A 20,665-nucleotide genomic window follows, 5' to 3' on the forward strand; every position below is an offset into this window, starting at 1 on the left:
AGATTCTCTGGTTGATCCTGATTCGTCACGCCGAACTCAGGCGACAGAAGGTACGGACTGGGGTTCGCGTTCGTATCCTCCCCCCAATTCGTTCCCCCGGATACACTGATTTCTGGACCAGCAGCGTTCACTCGGTAGAGTGCCGCGCCGGTATCGGCATCCGTGTCCTGCACGGTGACACTCACCGTGTCGGTGTCGGTTGCCTGTCCGTCGTCGACCTCGACCTCGAACGCCAACGTCTCGCTCCCACTGACCTCGGGAGCGGTGAACGTCGGTTGCTCTGCTGAAGTGTCGGACAAGGTGACCGAAGTGCCACTTGTCTGTAACCACGAGTAGGTCAGGGAGTCATCGTCCTGGTCGTCAGACCCAGACGCGTCGAGAGTGACACTCGTTCCCTCATTGACCGTGACGTCCGATCCAGCATCGGCCGTGGGTGGGGAGTTCCCATCGCCCGCATCCGCGGACGTCGATACCTCGAAGTCGTGCCACGTCCCGTCGAAGGATGGGGCATTGATCGACGTCGATATCAGGCCGGCAGCCGGCGCAACGTCATCGGACGTGTCGAGCCACGCCGATGGGAGCTCGTAGGAATCTCCGTTTGCTGCCGTCGCCTGCTGCCACTCGCCATCTTCGACCTTGTAGTAACCCGTGATGGTTTCGGTTGTGGGATCAACGACGATGGAGAGTTCAGTTTGGGTATCGGGACCGAGGACACTGGAATCACTCACCGTTGCGGTGTTCCAGTTGCCCTCACCGTCTTCCATTCCGAACTCGACGCCACCACCACTTGCACCGGTGGTGACCAGCTTCACATAGTTCGACTGGTCACCCATGCCGAACTGGGCGCCCAAGAGCTGATACGCTTGAGCGTCGCTCGGCAGTCCGCTCACGGTGGTGTTGATGTAGATCGTCTCGTCAGACGGTGGGTTGAACCCGGTCTGATATCCGTACATCCCGGGATGGTCACTGTTCGCGTCGTTATCCGGGATGTCCTGCACAGTCAGGGAATCAACCGTGACCTGCGACTCATCGTAGAGATCCTGGTAGTCGTGATTCCCAGTCGTCATCAGTCCGGTGAATCCAACGTTGTGGATCGTGCCGGGTTCCGAGTTCGGTTCGAGACTGAATTCGATTGGAAGATCGGTATCCATCCCGTTGTCAGGATCGATGGCGAACGGGTCTTCCGTGTCGTCGAGACCGTCGTTATCGTCATTGACGTCTTCGTCATTCGGAATTCCGTCGCCGTCCCAGTCTTCGTTGGACGTTTCTCCCTGAAGGAAGACACTGAGACTGATCGTCACCTGAGCAGTGTCGCCTTCATCGTCCAGTGCCTCAACGATCGCAGTATCGGACCCTTCATCACTTGCGCTCGGAGACAGGGTCAGCGTCCCTGTTCCGTCACCATCGTCGGTAAATGACGCATAGCTCGGACCCGAGACCATACTGAGACTCGGCGTACCACCATCTGCGTCGCTCGCAGTGATGTCGACCGTCTCAGTTGTGTCGTTAGCCACACTGACGTCGGTGCTCGAGGCACTGATGTCAGGTTCCGTGTCGGTTGGACTCTCGTAGGTGTACTTCTCGACACCGTTCGTGTCCTGCCAGCTTTGGCGGACAACGTAGAGAGCACCGTCAGGACTCGCCTCCATGTCGACTGCACCAACCAACTCATCATCGAGCTTGTTGACCTGATCAATGCTACCGTCATTGTTGAAGGTTATGTGGCCGAGCCAATCCTCTGCCTGGTCGGCAAATAAGTAGGCTCCCTGGTACTCGCTCGGGAACATATCACCGTGATATGCTGTCCCTTCAGTCACCGATGCGTCGGTAGACGCACCGGCTCCAGTGTGCTGGTAGTCGTAGAGGGGAGCTCGGTGGTTCGGGAGGTCACACTCTTCAGAGGTGGATCCTGCCTCGAACTCACCTTCACATCCAGCGTTCTCGCCGTCCCATCCGAAGTTCACGTACTCGCCATCGCTGGCGTTGCTGATGTCCGCCGGAGTGAGAACGTTGATCTCTTCGAAGTCGGGATCAGAGTTCCCACCGACGTCACCGATGTAGTATCGCGGATTGTCTCCTTGAAGATCCCAACCAGACCGGAAGGGATTCCGGAGGCCGTACGCGAAGACTTCATCGGGGACGTCAGGGTCATCTACGAAGGGATTCGTCGCTGGGGCTGAGCCATCAGGATTCACCCTGATGACCTTCCCATAGACGTCGTCACCCTGGCCACCGAGTCCGTTCTGTTCTCCGTGGGTCAGCCAGATTGCCCCTTCGGGACCAAAGTCAACACTTCCACCAATGTGAAAGTTTCCTGACTGGTCAGCCTCCCACACGACATCCTCACTGGACGCATCGCCCGTGCTGCTCAATCCACCACTGTTCTCCTGGTGAGTGAATTGGGAAATACGAGTAACGTCCGGACTTCCGGGAGTCCAGTATAGGTAGAACTGGTTATTGTTCTTGAAGTCAGGGTCAATGGTGATGTCAACGACACCACTTTCACTGCTGGTATCGAGGTTATCACCGAGATCCATGTAGACCTGGCTGTTCCCGGTGTCTGAATCAACGATCCAGATTTCGCCCTCTTTGTCCAAGAGGAGAAATCGACTGCTGTCCCCGGGGAAGAACTCAATTGCCATCGGTTGATTGACTTCCGAATCCGATAGCAACGTGTCCTTCTGGAACCCCGGTTCTTGGATGTCCGCCAGTGTACCGGCACCACTGTCCAATCGTTCGAGCCGTTGTGTCTGACTCTTCAGACTGTTCTTCGTGGTGGTTTCGGCACTATCTCCGCTACTGGGGGCAGCTGTGTCACTAACTGAACGCACGCCGTCACCAGACGCGGTCGCAGTATCTACTTGCGACGCGTGCGGCGTCCCGGCGTCGCCGACGATCGACGCGCCGGCGACGCCGGCCATCGACGCCGTGATCATAAATATCGCCGCAAGGACGGCTAACAGTCGTCTTGTCTTGCTGTTCGTCATATCAGTTCGTGTCGAATCTCCGTGTATCTGATCTGGACATGATTGGTTCGTCCCCGACGAGCAATACAGGCTGCCGGGGATGACCAGACGTATACCAACTGGTATTATTAGTATGTGCTAGATATCACGAGAAACAAGTGATTACGGGCCGATAGTAGCTGTATAACAAATAGTCAGGCAGTGATGGGTAGTAAGTTGGCGGTACTCCGTCAGCAGCAGACGAGCGGTACACAGTCCGTGACGACCGTGGTGATCCCCGCAGTCGGAAGACCCGATCCCGCGAAAAGGCGAACGGGAGTCGTTCGTTAGAAACGGGGAGCTCACCGCCGAGTGAGACGGAGCGTTGGAGTCAGTTACAACAGTCCGTATGAGGCCAGTACCGGTCCGGACGGAAACCGGCGCGAACGGACCACCGTTCCCGCGAACGCGTGGTGATTCGACACCGTCCCGTACTATCTATCGACGCCACAACCGAGCAGCCGACGGAGTCCGGTCGTCTCGAGGCCAGTATGATTTGCTTACCCGGATCGAACGGTCGAGCGACGCGCGGTAACACGAGTACTATTCTTTCAGATCCCGCGAACTGTTCAGTGACTCCGAATGGACCCACAGATCGAGAACGAACTCGGTGACGAACAGCGTCCTCCTGGTAGCCTCTTCCGGCGCCGAGTCCGCTGACGACGTCGTCGATGGCTCAGGCCGCTGTTCGACGCCGTCGCGACCGAGAACCTCCCTCGGACCCAACGATGCGGTCGTCCTCGCAGAGAATTACAAAGATACGTTCGTAATGTAAGAGGCGATCCGGAACGGGAATTTCGATGTTTCAAACTTCCGTGTCTTTCTATCGTCAAACTCACTCTCCCTGGGGTTCCGAGCCGATCGTCACGAACTGCAGTCGTACGATCGAGCGTTCCTCGGCCCTCAATCCACCAATTCATCCGCTGGTTCGTGAAACGGCTCTATTTCGAGGTGGGATTCACGCAGTATATCTTCCCAGTCGTTTCCAGAGCGGATCCAACGTACTTCCGGGATACAGCGCGCGGCGGTGTTAACGCAGGCATGAGTTCACCAAACTGGGTGGGCTTGTATCCACGTTTTCCCGGTCAGTGGATCAACGTGAGTAAAATAATTCATAAACAGAGTATTCCTGTGAAACACAATATTGTTTATATATCTAACACCGTTGTGGTTACCGTGGATCTCGCCCCAGTAGTCGTGGGTTTCTCGGCAGAGTGCTCCTTCGAGATCGTCGACGTCATCGACGAGAAACACGGCGTTGACGAGAGGGATACGCTCGCTCGTCCATCAGGGTCCAGTTTCTGAAGACGTCGAAGACATCGTGTTTCTCGGGTATTCTCCAACATATCGTGATATATACCCCTCGATCGGATCAGATACGTCAAATCGAACCGAGAATAGAGGATTCTGGTGATTTCAGGATCGACAACAACGTACAGCCAGTACTGCTCGTCGTCGACGCGGATCGCTTTCTGATCGACAGCCCCGCGATCCAGACCGTCGCCACCTGCTGGCTGGGGATCGGTGTGTATACCAAGTTATGAACTGCCGTCCTATCTATCATATAGAATATATTTCAATTTAATATACAGTATTTGAAAGTGGTAGTTTGTGATAGTGTTGAATACTTCTTTAATCGCTTACTGGGGCGTGCGCTCTCGCTCCACGAACCCAAAGTCGATCCACGCGATACCGCCGACGAGACGGTGGGATTCGGCCAGATATCATTCGAGGACACGACCACCCCACGCCACGAAAGAGGCCGAACGGAGGAGTGATACGGCCGGACGGCGAGAGATAACGGTGGATCGGAAACGCCGAACGGTGAGGCTACTACCGGCGGCTACTGTCCCGAGTGGCTCGGATCCGAGTCGTCGGTCGCCTTCGGCAGTTCGACGACGAAGACGGCACCCCGTGGCTCGTTGTCCTCAACCCAGACGTCACCCCCGAACTGCGTCGTCAGCCGGTCGACGAGGTAGAGGCCGATACCGGAGCCGGCGCTGTCGATCCCCTTCTCGCCTTTGCCGAACACCGCCGTCTTCCGGTCGTCGGCGACACCGGGGCCGTCGTCTGCGACCCGGATCCGAACCCGATCGTCGTCCTCCTCGCAGGTGACCGTCACGGTCGGCGTCTCGGTGTCGTTGTGCTGGACGGCGTTGTTCAGCAGGTTGCGAAACACCGACGCGAGCATCTCGTTCGCGTGGACCGTCACCGCGGGCGGTTCCTCAGGGACGACGATCCGGGCGTCGGGTAGGCGTCGCGCACGCTCTGGACCTCGACGTCGAGCAGGGATCGCAGGTCGATCGGCTTCAGTTCCGGGGCGGCGTCGTCCGCGAGCGAGTCGACGAAGTCGCGGGCGGTCTCGGTGAGGTCGATGACGTGTCTCGACTTCCGCAGCACGCGGTCGAGCGCGTCCTGGCCCTCCTCGTCGACGTGGTCGCGGAGCATTTCGGTCCACCCGTGGATCACCGCCATGTCGTTGCGAATGTCGTGTCGGACGACCCGGTTCAACGCCTCGAGTTGCTCGGTGCGCTCCTCCAGCCGGCGGCGGTACCGCTCGCGCTCGGTGACGTCGTCGAGGGTCAACAGTTCTCCCGAGGTTACGCCGCCGGAAGTGAAGGCGTTTCGCGAGATCTGGACGAACCGCGTCTCCGTATCCGACTCGACCGCGATCACCTCGTCCGCGTCGAGATCGACGGCGAGCCGCGGGAGCACCGCTTCGAGCGGCTCGCCGATCGAGCCACGGAGCGGGGGAAACAGCTCCTGGGCGGCTCGGTTGGAGTCGCGGATCTGGCCGGCCTGATCCAAGACGATCGCGGCGTCGTCGCTCTCGGCGGCGAACTGGATCGTCTCGAACCGCCGGAAGTAGACGAAAAGCGTCCCGACCGCGAACAGCGCGACGCCCGGCGGCTCGTACATCAGCGGGAGGAGCCACGAGAAGTGCTCGCCCGTGACGGTCGCGACGGCCGGGACCGCGGTGAGACACGCAAGCACGACGAGCGGACGACTGTCCGCGCCGGTGTAGTAGAACTGCTCGAGCAGCATGAAGAAGCCGACGGCGATGACGGCATACGACATGCCGAGCACCACCCAGTAGAGCAGTTCGTGTCGGACCGCGAGGTGCGGGAACGGCTCGGTGACCCACGCCGTCGTGAAGTAGAGCTCGTGGAGCGGGTTGGTGACTTTCACCCCCGCCGTCAGGGCGAACGCACCCGCGACGAACCACCGATACGGCGCGTGCCGCGGCGATCGGTTGGTGTACGCGGCACAGAAGTAGAGCCACGCGGCGACGGCACCCAGCGCAGAGACGAACCCGACGACGTACGACGCCTCCTTGGCCGCCGTTCCGGGCACGAGGAAGTAGCCGACGTACCCGCCCGACCAGAGCGCGACCGACGACAGCAACGCAACGAGCCCCTCGCGGGTCTCGGGATGACGAACCTTCAGCGCCCGGGGAATCGCGGCGACGCAGGCGAGCCCCGAGAGCGCGAAGACAGACACGTGCGCGAGGAAGATCGGATTCATTCGACCGGACGGTCCTCTCGTCACACCCCGGTCCGATAACGATTCGGGTACCGGTTCGAAGATCGACCGCCGGGCGAGGCGAACATCGCGCCGATAGCGAGACGCAGAAGGGCCGTCTGGAGCGGACTCGGTTTCGGTAAGAACGGCTGAGACCCAGCCGATCTCCGCCGGACGGCGAATGTCACTCAGACAGGGGCGGGTCCCGGTCCCCCCAGGCCTTCGCGAAACCCTCGACCCCCGCCGCCGTCTCGGGGTGGTCGATATGTGCGTCGAGAACCGACGGGGACATCGTGATCGCGTCGATCCCGGCCTCGTAGAGTGCAGTCGCCTGTGTCGTGTTCCGGATGCTCGCCGCCAGCACCTCCGTCTCGAATCCCTGTGCGTCGAAGACCGACTGAATACGGCGGGTCGTTGCGAGGCCGTCTGCACCGGAATCGTCGATACGACCAACGTAGGGGGCGACGAAGGTCGCGTCGTTCTTCGCGGCGAGGACGGCCTGTTCGACACTAAAGACCACGGTGGTCCCGGCGGGAACGTCGTCCGCACGGAGGCGTCTCAGCGCTTCGAATCCCGGACGCGTGGCCGGGAGCTTTACGATTACCCGCTCCGCCCACTCCTGGTAGCCGCGACCCTCACGGACCATCTCGTCCGCGTCCTCGGCGAGCACCTGCGCGAACACTGGTCCGTCAACGATCTCCGCAGTCGTCTCGACGACGTCCCTGTACCGCCGGTCGGTGTCGGCGACGATGGACGGGTTCGTCGTCACGCCGTCGACCACGCCGAGTCGATCGGCGGCCCGGATGTGTTCCGGCGACGCCGTGTCGATGTAGATGCGCACGAGACGCGGATTCGACACCGACACGAATGAAACTACCGCCCGGACGAAGGCGCCCCGATCGCGACCTCACATGCTCGCCGTATCGGCGAAGACGCATACGGAGCGCGTCACGTCGCTGAACGAAAGGCCACTGTGCCGTTTCCCTCTGGCAATTTATCATGAATAATCTTTATGTATTAATAGGTTAAACGATTGTTCTATGCGACACAGTGACAGGCGCAGATTCCTGAAGATGTCTGGTGCAGCAATCACGACCGTCTCCCTCGCCGGGTGCGCTGGCGGCGGGGGCGACGGAGGTGACGGCGGCGACGGCGGTAATGGCGGCGATGGCGACGGCGGCACCACCGGAGACGCCGGCGACGGTGGCGACAACTCGCTCGACAAGGTCGGGATGACCGCGTACGTCCGCGGCGGCTCGTGGATCACGGCCTACATCGAAGCCGCGGAGTTCTACGCGGAAGATCAGGGCATCGAACTTGACGTCCGGCCGAATCAGCAGAGCGCCCAGAAACAGGTCTCAGATATCCGCGAGTTCACTCAGAGCGACCACGACGCCATTCTCGTTGGCGTCTGGCAGACCGGGGCCGCCGAGGGGGCGATCAACCAGGCGATGGAGGCCGGAACGCCGGTGTTCGCGACGAACGCTGACACCTCCAGTTCGGAGATCCCGCTGTACGTCGGGTTCAGCAACTACGACGGGGGTGCGAGTTCGGCCGAGCAGATGCTCAACGCCCTCGAACAGCAGTACCCCGACAAGGACACGTGGCGCGTACTGAACGTCCGTGGGGTCCAGGGGAACCAGTCGGCCAACCAGCGTTCACAGGGGTTCCTCGACGTGATGGCCGAAAACGACGGTGTCGAGGTCGTTCAGACGCTCAACGGGGAGTACGCCCGCGACGTGGCCCAGTCGACCGTCCAGGAGTGGATCCAGGCCAACGGCCGCGTCGACGGCATCTACTCCGGGAACCTCTCGATGGGACTCGGCGTCGTCCAGGCGCTACGGAACCTCGAGATGCTGGTCCCGCAAGGCGAGGAGGGCCACATCTGCTTGACCCAGATGGACGGGAGCCCCGAGGTCAACCCGCTGGTCGGGGAGGGGATGATCGACGCGGCGGTCGACCAGCCCAACTACTTCTACAACCCCATCGCGATGTACTACATGCGAGAGTACGTCGAGAGCGGCATGGACGACAGCGTCATCCCGGAGGTGGGGTCGGAGGTCACGTCCGACCAGCTGACCATCGAGTCCGGCCAACACAAGGACGTCGAACTGTGGTCGGAACCGATCTGGGATCCCGGGATCATGCGCGAGCAGAACGGCCACCCGTGGTTCCGGACCAACAGCGTCGTCATCACGCAGGAGAACTACGACCAGCCGTTCCTCTGGGGTAACGTCTGGGGCTAACGCTACCGATGGCAACGGAACAAGGAGTCGTCGGCCGGGTCTTCGGGGACAGGGACGACGTGATGTTGACGCTGTTGGACAACATGATCTGGCCGATCCTGGCCGTTGTCCTCCTGGGGGTGCTGGTGTTCGTGCCCCAGACGTTCAGGTCGGTGCAACTGATCCTGTGGGGAGCGGTCCCGATCGGCCTGCTGGTGCTGGCCGAGAGCCTCTGTCTCCTGTCGGGACACTTCGACCTCTCTATCGGTTCCATCGCCGGCTTCTCGGCGATGTTCACCGGGATGATCCTCGGGACCTGCCCGAGTTGCTGGGCGCTGACGACGAGCCCGTGGGTCGGGTTCGCCGTCATCCTGCTCGTCGGATCGCTGATCGGCCTCGCCAACGGGGTGATGATCGCGAAGGTCGGGCTGAACCCGTTCCTGCAGACGCTGGCCTTCCTCATCATCTTCGAGGGGGCGAAGACCGCGATGCAGACCCAGCCGGTGACGGGGCTCCCCAGCCTCTACACGCAGGTCGGCGGGACGCCGCGGTTCGCCATCGGACTGATGCTCGTCGCGTTCCTGATCACCGGTCTCGTGTTGCGGTACACGTCCTTCGGTCAGGCAGTGTACGCGCTCGGAAGCTCAGAACACTCCGCCCGCGAGGTGGGGATCGACACCGAGCGGCTCATCATCGTCATTTACACCGTCAGCGGCGTTCTCTCGGCCATCGCAGGGCTGATGCTGACCGGGTTCGTCGGCGTCGTCCCGCCGCTGATCGGGGAGGGGCTCGTGTTCCAGGCGTTCGCCGGCGCGGTCATCGGCGGTATCAGCCTCTTCGGCGGCCGGGGGAAGATCACCGGTGCTCTCGGCGGCGTCATCCTCATCCAGGTCGTTCAGTCGGCGCTGAACAACAGTCAAGCCATCGGCGCGACGCAGATACAGATGATCAACGGCATCGTCCTGCTGGTCGCGATCCTGTTGTACAGCACGCAGACCAAGCTCCGCGCTCGCATCCTCGCGAGTGGTGCGGTATGAGCGCCGAGCACGAGGCCGCGACGGAACAGCGCCACGCGGACAGCGCCGACGCCGAGGCGGGTGAGCCGCCGAAGCTCCAGGCGGAGAACCTCACCAAGCAGTTCGGCCGGATCGTCGCAGTCGATGACGTCTCACTGGAGATCCGACCGGCGGAGGTGTTCGCGCTCGTCGGGGACAACGGGGCCGGCAAGTCGACGCTGATGAACATGCTCAGCGGCGTCCACGAGCCCACGAAGGGGCAGATATACAAGGACGGTCAGCCGGTGAACTTCAGCAACCCCGCTGACGCCCGGGCCACCGGCATCGAGACCGTCTATCAGGATCTCGCGCTGATGGATGACTTGGACATCGCGACGAACATCTTTATGGGACAGTTCCCGCGCAACGGGGTCGGTCCCTTGCGGTTCATCGACTGGGACGAGACGTACGAGCGGGCCGAACAGATTATGATGGAGCAACTCGGCCGCGACGTCGATATCAAGACGGAGGTAGAGTTTCTCTCCGGCGGCCAGCGCCAACTGGTTGCCATCGGGCGGGCGCTCGCGTTCGATCCGGACGTCATCATCCTCGACGAGCCGACGAGTGCACTCTCCGTCGACGCGACCCGCCTCGTCCAGGACACCATCGAGAAACTGGCCGATCAGGGAATTACCATCGTCATCGTCAGCCACAATATCGAGTCTGTCTTGAAACTTGCCGACCGGATCGGTGTTCTGTTCCGGGGCTCTCTCGTCAACATCAAACAGCCGGAGGAGACGGATCTCGAAGAGCTGAACGAGCTGATGACAACTGGGACGCTTGAGAGCAAAAGTATGGACGAGTAACAGACAGGATTCTCTCGCTATCGAATACCGGAGTGGTTAGTTTGGCGTAATGACGGCACGTCCCTCGATCTCGCCGCGCTCGAGTTGTTCCGCAACGTCGTTGATCTCCGAGAGGTCATACCGCGTGGTTCGCAGGTCGACATCGCCGCGTTCAACGAGACGGACGAGTTCTTGGAGTTCGGTGTAGCGGCCGACGAGCGTACCACGGTAGGCGAACTCGCCGTCAACGAGCGCCTGCGCCGGTTCGTGGATGTGACCGCCGTAGCCGACGATGTGGTGGTCACCACCGGGCGCGACGATGTCGGGGGCGTACCCGGTTGTTTCGTCGGCGCCGACGAAGTCGAGGACCTGTTCAGCGCCGTGGCCGTCCGTGATGTCGGCGATGGCGTCGGGGACGTCCGTCGACGTCGGGTCGACGACGTAGTGGGCGCCGAGCTCCTCGGCGAGCTCGCGGGCTTCGGGTTTCACGTCGAGGGCGACGATGTCGGCGGCGCTCGTCGCGTCCAGACACTGGAGACCGATGTGGCCGAGCCCGCCGACGCCGATGACGACCGCGGGGTCGCCGGGGTTGAGCTCGTCGACGGCCTTCTTGGCCGCGTGGTAGGCCGTGATGCCGGCGTCCGCGTGCGGCGCGATGTCGGCGGGGTCGATGTCGCCGGGGAGCGGAATCGTCGCGCGCTCGTTGGTGAGGAGGTACTCCGCGAACCCGCCGTCGGTCGTGAGCCCGGGGAACGAGAGGTTCTCGCAGTACATATCCTCGCCGAGCCGGCACTGCCGGCACTCGCCGCAGGTCGCGACGGGGTGACAGATGACCTTGTCACCGACCTCGACGGTCTGGACCTCCGCGCCGACCTCGACGACCTCGCCGGCGTTCTCGTGGCCGAGCGTCATCGGGAGGTCCTGGTCGACGTAGTCGGTCCACATCCCCTCGATGATGTGATTGTCAGTTTGACACCACCCGGCCCCTTCCACTCTCACGACCACGTCGTCCGACTGGGTCACGGATGGTCGCTCGACGTCGTCGATACTGAGCGCGTCGCCCATCTCCTCGGTGTACCCGTGGAGTCGTGCGGCTTCCATGGCTGTGAGTAACTGTCACGGCAATCTCAATAAACGTTCGCCACAGATCCCGGCACCGCCAGATATCGCCATTAACGATAGTGATGTTTATGTGGTGTCACTACCCACAGTAGGCCGTATGTATCGAACAACCGATTCGGACCGATACGACGGCGAGGACGACATCTTTGTCATCGATTCCCACATCCACTTCTGGGACGCCAGCGAGGAGAACATCGTCCACGAGGGCGGCGAGGAGTTCATCAGGTGTTTCTACGACTACCACACGGGGTTCACGCCGACCGAGCGCGAGTGGACCCTCGAGGAATACCGCAAGTACTCACGGGAGCGGATGCTGACGGACTTCTTCGAGAACGGGTCCGTCGACATGGGCATCTTCCAGCCGACCCACCTCCACGAATTCTACGAGGAAGGATTCAACACCGTTGACGACAACGCCGCCGTCGCGGCCGAGCACCCCGAGCGATTCATCACGAACGGGCGCTTCGACCCCCGCGAAGGCGAGGCTGGCCTCCGAGAGCTCGAGCGACAGAAAGAAGAGTACGATATCGACGGCGTGAAGCTCTACACGGCCGAGTGGCGCAGCGACTCGAAGGGGTGGCGCCTCGATAGCGAGGAGGCGTTCCGCTACCTCGATAAGTGTGCGGAGCTCGGCATCAAGAACATCCACCCCCACAAGGGGCCGACCATCCGACCGCTGAACCGAGACGCCTTCGATGTCGCTGACGTCGACGACGCCGCGAGCTCGTTCCCCGAACTCAACTTCATCGTCGAACACGTCGGACTCCCGCGCCTCGACGACTTCTGTTGGATCGCCGCACAGGAGCCGAACGTCTACGGCGGGCTCGCGGTTGCCGCGCCAATGGCCCAGAACCGCCCCCGGAAGTTCGGCGAGATCATGGGCGAACTGCTCTACTGGTTGGGTGAGGACCGTATCCTCTTCGGCAGCGACTACGCACTCTGGAACCCCGACTGGCTGGTCGACTGCGTGATGAACGCCGAGTTCACCGAGGAACAACGCGACGAGTACGGCGTCGAGCTCTCGACGGACGTGATGCGGAAGATCATGGGTGAGAACGCTGCCCGGCTTTACGACATCGATATCGAAGAAAAGAAAGCGCAGTTCCGCGACGACGCCATCACCGAAGAGTTCGGTCTCGAGGCGCACTACACCGACGAGACTCCCTCTGCGGCCGACTGACAATGACGGCCGAATCAACAGACGAACCCGCCGGCACCCTCCCGACGCACGACCGTATCCAATCGGCGCTCAAGCCGGTCACCGATCCCGAACTCGACCGCTCCATCGTCGAACTCGGCTACGTCGACGAGATCCGCGTCGAAGCCGGCGGGAACGGTGCGCACGTCCGTGTCGCGTTCACACTCCCGACAGCGTGGTGCTCGCCGGCGTTCGCCTGGATGATGGCGGTCGACGCCCGCGACGCCGTCGAGGCGCTCCCGTCGGTCGACGACTGTACCATCGAACTCCGCGAGCACATGCACGAGACGGAGGTGAACCACGGTGTCAATGAGGGCCTCTCGTTCGCGGAGGCGTTTCCGGACGCCGAGGACGGCGTCACTGACGTCCGTTCGACCCTCGACGAGAAGGCCGTCCTCTCCAGGCAGTACGCAGCCGTCGAGTCGCTTCTCGACGCCGGCCTCGATCTCGAACAGGTCGCCCACCTCGAACGCAGCGACCTCAACCGAGACGCCGCCGCCGACCGAATCGCCATCGACGTCCCCGGGGGAGCGTTCGCGGTTGTGACGTCGACAGCCGATATCGACCGATACCTGGAGAAAGCCCGCTCACTCGACTACTTCGCGGAGTCCGACCGACTGTTCCGTACCCCGGAGGGGGAGCCTATCGCTCCTGCCGACGCCGAACTCGTCCACCGCCGCGCCCGTCTCGCGCAGGTCAACATGGACGGCCAGGGCGGCGTCTGCGACGCCCTCCACCAGGCACGCCAGTCCGGGGCGTCCGACTGAGTCTCGCGGCCGCCCCGCCGATTCGGCCGTCCACCTTCGCCGCAGCCGTCCGGGTCCGCTCCGTTCAGTCCTCGCCCCACTCGCCGGTCCCCGGCCGCGCGAGGTTGTACCGGCCACGGGACCGGAACTCCGCGCTGCTCCAGCCACAGTTCGGACAGGCGCCGTCGTCGTAGTCGAACTGTTCCCCACACCGAAGACATCGGCTGCCGTCTGAAGCCATGGGTCGTAGTACCACGACCTCGTACTTCAACGTCTGGGGTGAACGTGAGCAGCAGGTGGTAATCCACCGAAGTCTTGCACGTCACTCGTCACGAGGATACGTTCGTGTTCCCGTGCGTACGGGAAGGTCATCCGCTTCGTCGTCGGCTCCCTGCCAGAGCGCATCGCGGACGTGCTCGGCGTGGATTCCTTCCGTCTCCAAATACGTCGCCGTCTTTGTCGTGATAGTACGCCAGCGCGGATAGACATTGGCCACGTCGAGATCGCACCGATCCACAATTGCTTCGGGGTCTTCACCACGTTATTCGACGAGGGCGTACACCTGACGGACGCTGATTCGACGCCCCCGGATATGGGGTTCGCCTCTCAACTCAAACGCGATGAATTCGTCAATGGAAGAAGCCACACATCTCACACGGGAGCTAAGCGTATTTGAATGTACGTCCGCGACACTACCGGGCGACAATCTACTAGTAGGCTCGGTGAAAGTGGATCTGTCTTGACCGTCGGTGACTTCGGTACGGCAGTATATTCATTACATCAGCACGTTAAGTACTGTCTATGCCCGTCCGTATCGAGGAATTCGAAACGGGGAAGCTACCGGATAGTCCGAGCGTTCCCAAGCAGGTACTCGTCTACCTATACACGAATCGGGACAAGGCGTTCACCCGATCGGAAATTGCGACCGGAATCGAGGAAGACCCGAACACGGTCGGAACCGCTCTCTCTCGGCTGAAACAGCGCGATCTCGTCCGACACAAAGGGGAATACTGGGCGATAACCGAGGATCTGAACCGGGTTCAGGACGCGTACGACCTCCATACAGCGACGGAGCAGCTCGACGACGAGGATGGGGGCATCGATCCGGACGACTGGGAGGCCGTCGCTCCGGTCGAGCCACACCCGAGCGAGCGGGAGTAATAAATGCAACCGGAACGAGGAGATGTCGTTCGGAGTTCCGACCCGTTCAAGCTGGGCGAGGACCGCCAGCGTCCGTGGTTGATCGCCAATAACAGTTCGCACCCGTTCGACGACGAGCAGTTCCTCGGAGTCGCCATCTCGACCAAGGAGTACGAAGACTCTATGCCGTTGAGTTCCGACGTGTGGGAAGTCGGCGGTGTTCCGCGCGAGTCGTTCGTCTCCCCGTGGGCGGTCCACTCGCCGCGGATCGAAGATCTAGCAGCGTGGCAGGGCCGGGTTACCGGCGAGTTCGTAGATACTGTCGTCGATGAGATAGAGACGTCTCTCCGGTAATTCGAAATGTACGCCCGCAACACTACCGGGCGAGAATCTACTAGTAGGCTCGGTGGAAGTGAAGATCGAGTCGAATATCGCTCACGCGGTGAAAATCACTCCTTAGGGTATGCACCAATCATCGTTAGATAGACCCGAGGAGATCCTCTGGAAAAGAATTAAACGAACTTCGGTAGACAACATCCTATGAACACCCGACGCAATCTCTACCTCGCTGCGTTTGTTGGCGCATCGTTATCGTATATTTTCAATGTCCTTGCTTTCACAGGCACATTCGATGTATTCCGTTGGTCCGTGTTTGTCGTTGTCTTCTTTGGGTTCACGTATGGATTCGAGAAATTCATCGGGTGGCAAACTAGTTCGACTTGATGCTGTTCGCTTCATCATCCTCTGTATCTCGTACGTCGTTCTAAACAGGCACTAGGTAGTTCACAAACCAATATGCGTTCCTGTCTACTAGTTCGAACTGACGTGACTACGTCGCTCACCTGTCATTACTTTCACTTTCAACTATCCCGTCAAGCAGGATCGGCCTCTCCTGTATCGATAACATCACATCTTGATCAAACGCGATGGTCGAGAGTGCAGCGAGCCAGATAACGACAGCTGATGCGACAGGAGCAATAATCGTCTCCGTAGCTTGCATCGAAAACAGCGCTCCGCTATCGAATACGTTCCATTGGGCGTGGAAAACCGCCACGAGAAGTACACTACCACGGGTTCGGGTGTACAACCAGGCAAGGACGATCGAGAGCCCAATCACACTAACGAGATAGATACTAAACGAGCCCGCCTGCTGTGTATCCTGAATGAAAAACAGCGGTAAGTGCCATCCAGCCCATCCGATCCCGATCAGAAACGCCGCGATGGTGGTATTGTATTTTGTCTGTAGATACGGAAGCGCGAATCCCCGCCATCCCATCTCCTCACCAAATCCACCCCGCAACAGCAGAATATAAAAGAAGAGGACAGGGTACAGGATATAGAGTGGATCGCTCGTTATCTGCATCGTCGCATCCGTAACCCAGAGAAACACGCCATAGCCGAGAAGCGACAAAACCGGTGCAACGAGGACCGCCACGAGCCACCACCGACCACCGACACGCCAGTGGACGGCTTGCCGCGCCCACGAGCGCGCCTCGCCGTCGCGGAAGCTGTAGAACCCGCCTGCTAGAAGCGGGCCAAAGCCAGCCAGCGTACTCAGAACCGACCAACCAGCGGTATCTGTCCCGAGGGCTGACCCAACACCCCAGCAGAGCCACGAAAAGAGATACGTGAGAGCGAAAAACCCGAGAACCCGTCGTCGCAGACCCCCGTTTCTCAACGGATACATAACTGGTGAATCAGCAGCCGCGTTCATAAAACACTCCCAGAATCACAGCAGCCGACAGTTTAGAACTCGCAGCCGTGGTGAAACACAGCATTTTGTGATTCCGGTGTGATGGAACGCAAATATGAGTTCACTGATTGCGGTAGACACACAATCCGTCCGGCTCTCCGTGTTGCTGTATCCGCTCGGACTCTGGATCGTGATGGCGATCGTGGCTATCCTGAATGGCGGCTTCAGAGAGATTGTCCTCATTCCACGATTCGGTGACTATAGTGGCCACGTTCTCAGTACTGGCTTGTTAGTCACAGCGATCCTCACCCTCTCATTCGCCTATTTCAACTGGACTCCGGTCGAGTACACGCTTCTCGAATTACTCGTGGTCGGGATTCTCTGGACTCTCCTCACGGTCGGCTTCGAATTCCTCGTTGGGTACGTCGAAGGAACGCCAGTTTCCGTCACACTCGGACAGTACAATCTCCTCGCCGGACAAGTTTGGATTGCCGTTCCACTCACACTTCTGTTGAGCCCTCTTCTCTTCGGTTGGTACCTTTCCACCTGAACGACACGACATCTCTACCGATCAGTAGCGTTCGTGCTCTACGTGTGGTCGGCCGATACACGTACTCAGTTATTTGCGATTTGGGAGCCAAACCTGCGTATGGAATCGACTGACGAGTTCAAAGAGATGTTCTGGAACCGGCATTCGAATCCGAAAAGCGGGTGGAGTCGAACACTCATCTTGCCTGTACTTCTGTACGCAGTGTATCAGCGGAGATGGCGAGTTGCCGTTGCTACCGTCATCTTCACCGTGGTCAACCCGGTTTTGTTTTCACCGCCGGTGAATGACGAGGCGTGGATGACTCGTGTGGTACTGGCCGAACAGTGGTGGACGACGGAACACGGACAGCCGGTTTTTGAACTGTCCTATCCAAACATCCTCAACGTACTCAATATCCCTGCGACAGGATACGCGTTCTTCGCGGCGTATCGACGACGGCCACGTGCAACGGTGCTTGCAGGAGCCGCTTCGATGGTGCTGAAACTGTGGTATGTAGCGGCACTTGTCCGTCGATACGATGCGGAAAAACGGTGGTATCGTGAACATCTGGATAGCCATCGAAGTGATATACGGCGAGTTGGCCCTGTTGAAATACTCGGCAGGTGATGCGTTCTGACTAAGCTGTGTTCAATACAGGATAATTATGTACCGAGATATCGTTGAGAGCGTTCTTTTGGATAGTGTTTCAGTATAAGTTGAACAACAAATTAAATTCGACATTTGATAGAAACACACAAAATATATACTATGTTATTCTGAAAATCACCATATGGTCCCTCTATCTGCTATTCAATTAGGTATTCCAATCGCTATTTTTCTTATCGCGGGAGTGCTCGTATTCCTTCGGTCTGGTCTGACACGCTACCACATCCCCGTCATCATGCTCGCTCTGTTTGCGCTCACTAGTGGGCTAATGATCCCTGTCGGGGCTGAGATGATACAGTCAAATGCCGAGAAGCATGATTACCGAGTTGAATCTCAGGTAGAGGAGTGCGATACTACTGCTGATGACCGAGTAACTGACTTTAGTGAACTGTCGCCAGATGCTCAAGACGTGTTTCTCTCAACACTCCAGTCGGATGGGGGATACACTACAACCATGCATCCGGAGGAATACGAGATCTCGACTGATACAACGGAAGAGAATTATATCGTGTATGAATCAGACTGCTATTCATTAGTTGGGTTTCAAAGAGGGGCTTGGGGCCACGGGTTACTACGTATGGGACTGTATGTGATTGGTCTCTCTGCAACGATTGGAGTCGCTTTGCTAGCTGTCTTCAGCTACCGCAACAAGAGCTTTAGAACCCCAGTAGCAGTTGTTTCTGGGTACATCGTAGCAGTTGGGCTCTATACCGCTGTCGGGCTCCGCATCCTAATACTAACCAGTCTCCTCTTCGCTGCCGTGATGTGGATTGTACTGGAGGATTTCGAACCTCTAAAAGAGTGAAACGGTAGTAAATTGCCAAATCCAGTCTAGAGATTTTCCTGCTGCGTTTAACACAAATGAGTCACAAATTGATCAGTACAAATAATTACTCTAACACCCGTTCGCTCTCGGTCTTCCGCTGTTCCGGTTCTTCTGTTTTGACGAGTTGATCGAGACGTCGCTCAAATGCTTCGTCATCAATTTCGCCCTCCGCATATCGTCGTCGAAGCGTTTCAATTGGTGTTTCATTTGCGTCGTCCATCTGCGGATCGTCCTGTGGACTGGATAGTGGAGCCGCATTCGCCTGACGGACGACCCCTAGTATCAACTGTCCGGAGATTCCAAGTATTACCGTACTAAGCAAGAGAAACAAGAGGCCTGCCGCAACGTTTCCACCCAGTCCGATGAGTCCGAGCACAAATGCTGGGACACCGATCAAGCAGCCGATGATAGCAATCGCAGTTCGACCAGCGGGACTCTGGGGGGCATAGCGGTGGACCAATTCGTACATAGTATCTCCATAACTATTTTACAACTTAAAAATCGTGGAAGTGGGACTGAGATCCCGCTAAGGGACGGATATATGCTTGTTTAGGGAGACAGAACATTGGCCAGTTCGCACTCCTCAGCGACTGGCTGTTTCAGACGAGAATAGATCTGAAGAAGAGGATTTCAACAGAACCAAATCAATCCATCTTACGCCCCACGAAGTCTATAGGGATCTCTCAAAATTCGGATAGCGATTTTCGACCGACTTCATATCACACGAAGGGACGATCCTGACCGTGTTCTAACCGAGGCCGTTGATCAACCAACAACGCGGGGCTTCTATCGCTTGTCGGCCACCGGTAAGACCCGTGGTACACGCCGGCCCGGCAACAGAGTGTCCTTGCGGTCCGGTCCCGGAGACGCCGCACGGCCCATCCTTGACCATTTGAGCCGACCCACTATCGAGTCATTCGTCGGTCCGGAGCCAGAACCATTTCTCTGACTGCTCGCTCGTAGGACCGACGGTGAGCCCCGTGGTGCGCGCCAGACCACGACCGAGACCATCTTCGGCTTGTTCTCAGGGCGACCGTGGGGAGGATCCTCGGTGTCTACGCCTCGATGGAGCGATAGAACGAAACCGAGTAGGTCGCGTAAAACCCGCCGAGCACCGCGATGGAGAGGATATAGACAACCGCGGCGACCGCGACAAGTACGGTCGAGACTTCAGGGAACGAGAACGGGAAGTCGGCCGGTTGCGGGGCGAAGATGAACGAGGCGAGTCCGCTGATGCCTCCGAGAACGACGCCACCGACCAGAAGGATCAGCGAATACCCGAATGTACTCAAGAGGTTCTGTCGCACGAGCGCGACACTCTGTTTGAAGCCAGCGACTAATTCGGAACCACTCAACACGACCGCGTGAGCGTAGAACTGGATGAAGAATGCGAACAACAGATACGCTAACAGGGCCAGCAGGCCGACCACGGCGACGACGGCAAGCACCGCGAGATTTGGCTGGCCGTTCCCCACGGCGAAGCCGAAGCCGCCGATGATGACCGCGAAGACCATGGCGACACCGAGGACGAGGTTGATCGCGAAGATCGCGAAATACCCCAACAACAATGTCACGTAGTTCCGCTTCCCCTCGGCGATGAACGTGCTCAAATTGGTCCGTCCGGTAAGCGCTTCGTCCGCCATCCCAAGGAGGCCGCCCTGAATGAACGGCATTGCCAGAAGTAGAATACCACTCGCACCGAGCGAAACGACGGCCGCGAGAATTGGCTGAGACGGCTGGAGGAGGAGCTGAGGGAGCTGTACGAGACCGTAGAGTCCGACGAGTACGATGAGGACCGGGTTCCGGAGTAACGCACCGACTGCTGGTTGGAGGGACTTGAGGGCTGCCATAGACGGAGATGTACGGCACCTCTCCTAAAGGTTGGCATGGTGCTCCGCTATTGGGACTGTCGGGAGTGGTTCAAGCACGTCCGGCTCTGTTGAAATCCTCAACAGGAGACATATTCTGACCCGGCTGCGGTCAGTACAGGCAACTCAGGGATCGATCGGAGCGGACGCCAGCATACGCCGAGCGCAGCGAGGCGTTTCACCGACGGCGAGGCCGGCGGCCGAGCCGTCGGCTTTTTCCCACCAGGTTTTTCGAGGAGCGGTTCTCGAGGCGAACGAAGTGAGCGAGAGAACCCGACGAGAAAA

21 protein-coding genes are annotated in these 20,665 nt (G+C 59.3%); 12 read left to right on the plus strand and 9 right to left on the minus strand.

Annotation, left to right across the window (positions count from 1 at the left end):
- The coding region (locus tag GJ633_RS05005) for a PQQ-dependent sugar dehydrogenase (protein ID WP_197431239.1) at nt 1-2,987 on the minus strand (2,987 nt) is incomplete at its 3' end.
- Between the two features lie 1,194 nt (nt 2,988-4,181).
- Between GJ633_RS05005 and GJ633_RS18100 the strand changes: the two genes are divergently transcribed.
- Nucleotides 4,182-4,310: a hypothetical protein gene (locus tag GJ633_RS18100; RefSeq protein WP_255470515.1), complete on the plus strand. Its 129-nt coding sequence runs from the start codon at nt 4,182-4,184 to the stop codon at nt 4,308-4,310.
- Nucleotides 4,311-4,848: 538 nt separating this feature from the next.
- Here GJ633_RS18100 and GJ633_RS17630 read toward each other — a convergent pair.
- From GJ633_RS17630 to GJ633_RS05015, 3 genes are all read right to left on the minus strand, one after another.
- Nucleotides 4,849-5,217 (minus strand): HAMP domain-containing sensor histidine kinase, encoded by a 369-nt coding sequence (locus GJ633_RS17630; protein ID WP_321168916.1) that lies wholly within the window; start codon nt 5,215-5,217, stop codon nt 4,849-4,851.
- Nucleotides 5,214-6,530: a histidine kinase N-terminal 7TM domain-containing protein gene (locus GJ633_RS05010; protein WP_231741236.1), complete on the minus strand. Its 1,317-nt coding sequence runs from the start codon at nt 6,528-6,530 to the stop codon at nt 5,214-5,216. Before GJ633_RS05010 ends, GJ633_RS17630 begins: the two co-directional genes overlap by 4 nt.
- Nucleotides 6,531-6,711: 181 nt before the next feature.
- Nucleotides 6,712-7,368 (minus strand): transaldolase family protein, encoded by a 657-nt coding sequence (locus GJ633_RS05015; RefSeq protein WP_156587683.1) that lies wholly within the window; start codon nt 7,366-7,368, stop codon nt 6,712-6,714.
- 199 nt (nt 7,369-7,567) lie between these two features.
- On the opposite strand from GJ633_RS05015, the gene GJ633_RS05020 reads away from it, so the two are divergent.
- From GJ633_RS05020 to GJ633_RS05030, 3 genes are read left to right on the plus strand one after another with little or no spacing between them, the layout of a single operon-like run.
- Nucleotides 7,568-8,773 (plus strand): sugar ABC transporter substrate-binding protein, encoded by a 1,206-nt coding sequence (locus tag GJ633_RS05020; RefSeq protein WP_156587685.1) that lies wholly within the window; start codon nt 7,568-7,570, stop codon nt 8,771-8,773.
- An 8-nt stretch (nt 8,774-8,781) separates the two neighbouring features.
- Nucleotides 8,782-9,789 (plus strand): ABC transporter permease, encoded by a 1,008-nt coding sequence (locus tag GJ633_RS05025; RefSeq protein ID WP_156587687.1) that lies wholly within the window; start codon nt 8,782-8,784, stop codon nt 9,787-9,789.
- Nucleotides 9,786-10,613 (plus strand): ATP-binding cassette domain-containing protein, encoded by an 828-nt coding sequence (locus GJ633_RS05030; RefSeq protein ID WP_156587689.1) that lies wholly within the window; start codon nt 9,786-9,788, stop codon nt 10,611-10,613. Before GJ633_RS05025 ends, GJ633_RS05030 begins: the two co-directional genes overlap by 4 nt.
- Before the next feature lie 36 nt (nt 10,614-10,649).
- On the opposite strand, the gene GJ633_RS05035 is transcribed toward GJ633_RS05030, so the two are convergent.
- Nucleotides 10,650-11,693, minus strand: coding sequence for an NAD(P)-dependent alcohol dehydrogenase (locus GJ633_RS05035; protein WP_156587692.1), 1,044 nt, complete (start codon nt 11,691-11,693; stop codon nt 10,650-10,652).
- 118 nt (nt 11,694-11,811) lie between these two features.
- On the opposite strand from GJ633_RS05035, the gene GJ633_RS05040 reads away from it, so the two are divergent.
- Both GJ633_RS05040 and GJ633_RS05045 read left to right on the plus strand, forming a co-directional pair.
- Entirely contained in the window at nt 11,812-12,894 is a 1,083-nt protein-coding gene (locus GJ633_RS05040) for an amidohydrolase family protein (RefSeq protein ID WP_156587694.1), read from the plus strand.
- Between the two features lie 2 nt (nt 12,895-12,896).
- Nucleotides 12,897-13,679, plus strand: coding sequence for a metal-sulfur cluster assembly factor (locus tag GJ633_RS05045; RefSeq protein ID WP_156587696.1), 783 nt, complete (start codon nt 12,897-12,899; stop codon nt 13,677-13,679).
- A gap of 64 nt (nt 13,680-13,743) precedes the next feature.
- On the opposite strand, the gene GJ633_RS17010 is transcribed toward GJ633_RS05045, so the two are convergent.
- On the minus strand, nt 13,744-13,899 hold the full coding sequence (locus GJ633_RS17010) for a hypothetical protein (protein ID WP_197431240.1): 156 nt from the start codon (nt 13,897-13,899) through the stop codon (nt 13,744-13,746).
- 560 nt (nt 13,900-14,459) lie between these two features.
- On the opposite strand from GJ633_RS17010, the gene GJ633_RS05050 reads away from it, so the two are divergent.
- The 3 genes from GJ633_RS05050 (at nt 14,460) to GJ633_RS18455 (ending at nt 15,521) form a co-directional block, all read left to right on the plus strand.
- On the plus strand, nt 14,460-14,819 hold the full coding sequence (locus tag GJ633_RS05050) for a hypothetical protein (RefSeq protein WP_156587697.1): 360 nt from the start codon (nt 14,460-14,462) through the stop codon (nt 14,817-14,819).
- 3 nt (nt 14,820-14,822) lie between these two features.
- Nucleotides 14,823-15,152, plus strand: a complete 330-nt coding sequence (locus tag GJ633_RS05055) for a hypothetical protein (protein WP_156587700.1) — start codon at nt 14,823-14,825, stop codon at nt 15,150-15,152.
- 186 nt (nt 15,153-15,338) lie between these two features.
- Nucleotides 15,339-15,521, plus strand: coding sequence for a hypothetical protein (locus GJ633_RS18455; protein ID WP_156587701.1), 183 nt, complete (start codon nt 15,339-15,341; stop codon nt 15,519-15,521).
- Nucleotides 15,522-15,636: 115 nt separating this feature from the next.
- On the opposite strand, the gene GJ633_RS05065 is transcribed toward GJ633_RS18455, so the two are convergent.
- The gene (locus GJ633_RS05065) at nt 15,637-16,512 is read right to left on the minus strand and encodes a CPBP family intramembrane glutamic endopeptidase (RefSeq protein ID WP_156587703.1); all 876 of its coding nucleotides are present in this window, start codon (nt 16,510-16,512) and stop codon (nt 15,637-15,639) included.
- A 94-nt stretch (nt 16,513-16,606) separates the two neighbouring features.
- On the opposite strand from GJ633_RS05065, the gene GJ633_RS05070 reads away from it, so the two are divergent.
- The 3 genes from GJ633_RS05070 to GJ633_RS05080 all read left to right on the plus strand — a co-directional run bounded on the left by GJ633_RS05070 (nt 16,607) and on the right by GJ633_RS05080 (nt 18,491).
- Nucleotides 16,607-17,041, plus strand: coding sequence for a hypothetical protein (locus tag GJ633_RS05070; RefSeq protein ID WP_156587705.1), 435 nt, complete (start codon nt 16,607-16,609; stop codon nt 17,039-17,041).
- A 99-nt stretch (nt 17,042-17,140) separates the two neighbouring features.
- On the plus strand, nt 17,141-17,647 hold the full coding sequence (locus GJ633_RS05075) for a DUF6653 family protein (RefSeq protein ID WP_231741237.1): 507 nt from the start codon (nt 17,141-17,143) through the stop codon (nt 17,645-17,647).
- Nucleotides 17,648-17,810: 163 nt separating this feature from the next.
- Nucleotides 17,811-18,491, plus strand: coding sequence for a hypothetical protein (locus GJ633_RS05080; RefSeq protein ID WP_156587707.1), 681 nt, complete (start codon nt 17,811-17,813; stop codon nt 18,489-18,491).
- Between the two features lie 85 nt (nt 18,492-18,576).
- Here GJ633_RS05080 and GJ633_RS05085 read toward each other — a convergent pair whose 3' ends face one another.
- Entirely contained in the window at nt 18,577-18,981 is a 405-nt protein-coding gene (locus GJ633_RS05085; protein ID WP_156587708.1) for an SHOCT domain-containing protein, read from the minus strand.
- Nucleotides 18,982-19,567: 586 nt separating this feature from the next.
- A complete protein-coding gene (locus GJ633_RS05090; protein ID WP_156587710.1) occupies nt 19,568-20,362 on the minus strand; it encodes a hypothetical protein in 795 nt (264 codons plus the stop codon).
- Between the last annotated feature and the right edge of the window lie 303 nt (nt 20,363-20,665).

This window comes from Halorubrum sp. CBA1125, assembly GCF_009742825.1.
In the GTDB taxonomy this organism is placed as follows: domain Archaea; phylum Halobacteriota; class Halobacteria; order Halobacteriales; family Haloferacaceae; genus Halorubrum.

Coding starts and splice junctions, on each gene's coding strand:
- GJ633_RS05020 (WP_156587685.1), top strand. CDS start 7,568: ATGCGACACAGTGACAGGCGCAGATTCCTGAAGATGTCTGGTGCAGCA.
- GJ633_RS05035 (WP_156587692.1), bottom strand. CDS start 11,693: ATGGAAGCCGCACGACTCCACGGGTACACCGAGGAGATGGGCGACGCG.
- GJ633_RS05040 (WP_156587694.1), top strand. CDS start 11,812: ATGTATCGAACAACCGATTCGGACCGATACGACGGCGAGGACGACATC.
- GJ633_RS05065 (WP_156587703.1), bottom strand. CDS start 16,512: ATGAACGCGGCTGCTGATTCACCAGTTATGTATCCGTTGAGAAACGGG.
- GJ633_RS05090 (WP_156587710.1), bottom strand. CDS start 20,362: ATGGCAGCCCTCAAGTCCCTCCAACCAGCAGTCGGTGCGTTACTCCGG.
- GJ633_RS05070 (WP_156587705.1), top strand. CDS start 16,607: ATGAGTTCACTGATTGCGGTAGACACACAATCCGTCCGGCTCTCCGTG.
- GJ633_RS05080 (WP_156587707.1), top strand. CDS start 17,811: ATGGTCCCTCTATCTGCTATTCAATTAGGTATTCCAATCGCTATTTTT.
- GJ633_RS05030 (WP_156587689.1), top strand. CDS start 9,786: ATGAGCGCCGAGCACGAGGCCGCGACGGAACAGCGCCACGCGGACAGC.
- GJ633_RS05050 (WP_156587697.1), top strand. CDS start 14,460: ATGCCCGTCCGTATCGAGGAATTCGAAACGGGGAAGCTACCGGATAGT.
- GJ633_RS05075 (WP_231741237.1), top strand. CDS start 17,141: ATGGAATCGACTGACGAGTTCAAAGAGATGTTCTGGAACCGGCATTCG.
- GJ633_RS17010 (WP_197431240.1), bottom strand. CDS start 13,899: ATGGCTTCAGACGGCAGCCGATGTCTTCGGTGTGGGGAACAGTTCGAC.
- GJ633_RS05045 (WP_156587696.1), top strand. CDS start 12,897: ATGACGGCCGAATCAACAGACGAACCCGCCGGCACCCTCCCGACGCAC.
- GJ633_RS05085 (WP_156587708.1), bottom strand. CDS start 18,981: ATGTACGAATTGGTCCACCGCTATGCCCCCCAGAGTCCCGCTGGTCGA.
- GJ633_RS05025 (WP_156587687.1), top strand. CDS start 8,782: ATGGCAACGGAACAAGGAGTCGTCGGCCGGGTCTTCGGGGACAGGGAC.
- GJ633_RS18455 (WP_156587701.1), top strand. CDS start 15,339: ATGAACACCCGACGCAATCTCTACCTCGCTGCGTTTGTTGGCGCATCG.
- GJ633_RS05010 (WP_231741236.1), bottom strand. CDS start 6,530: ATGAATCCGATCTTCCTCGCGCACGTGTCTGTCTTCGCGCTCTCGGGG.
- GJ633_RS05055 (WP_156587700.1), top strand. CDS start 14,823: ATGCAACCGGAACGAGGAGATGTCGTTCGGAGTTCCGACCCGTTCAAG.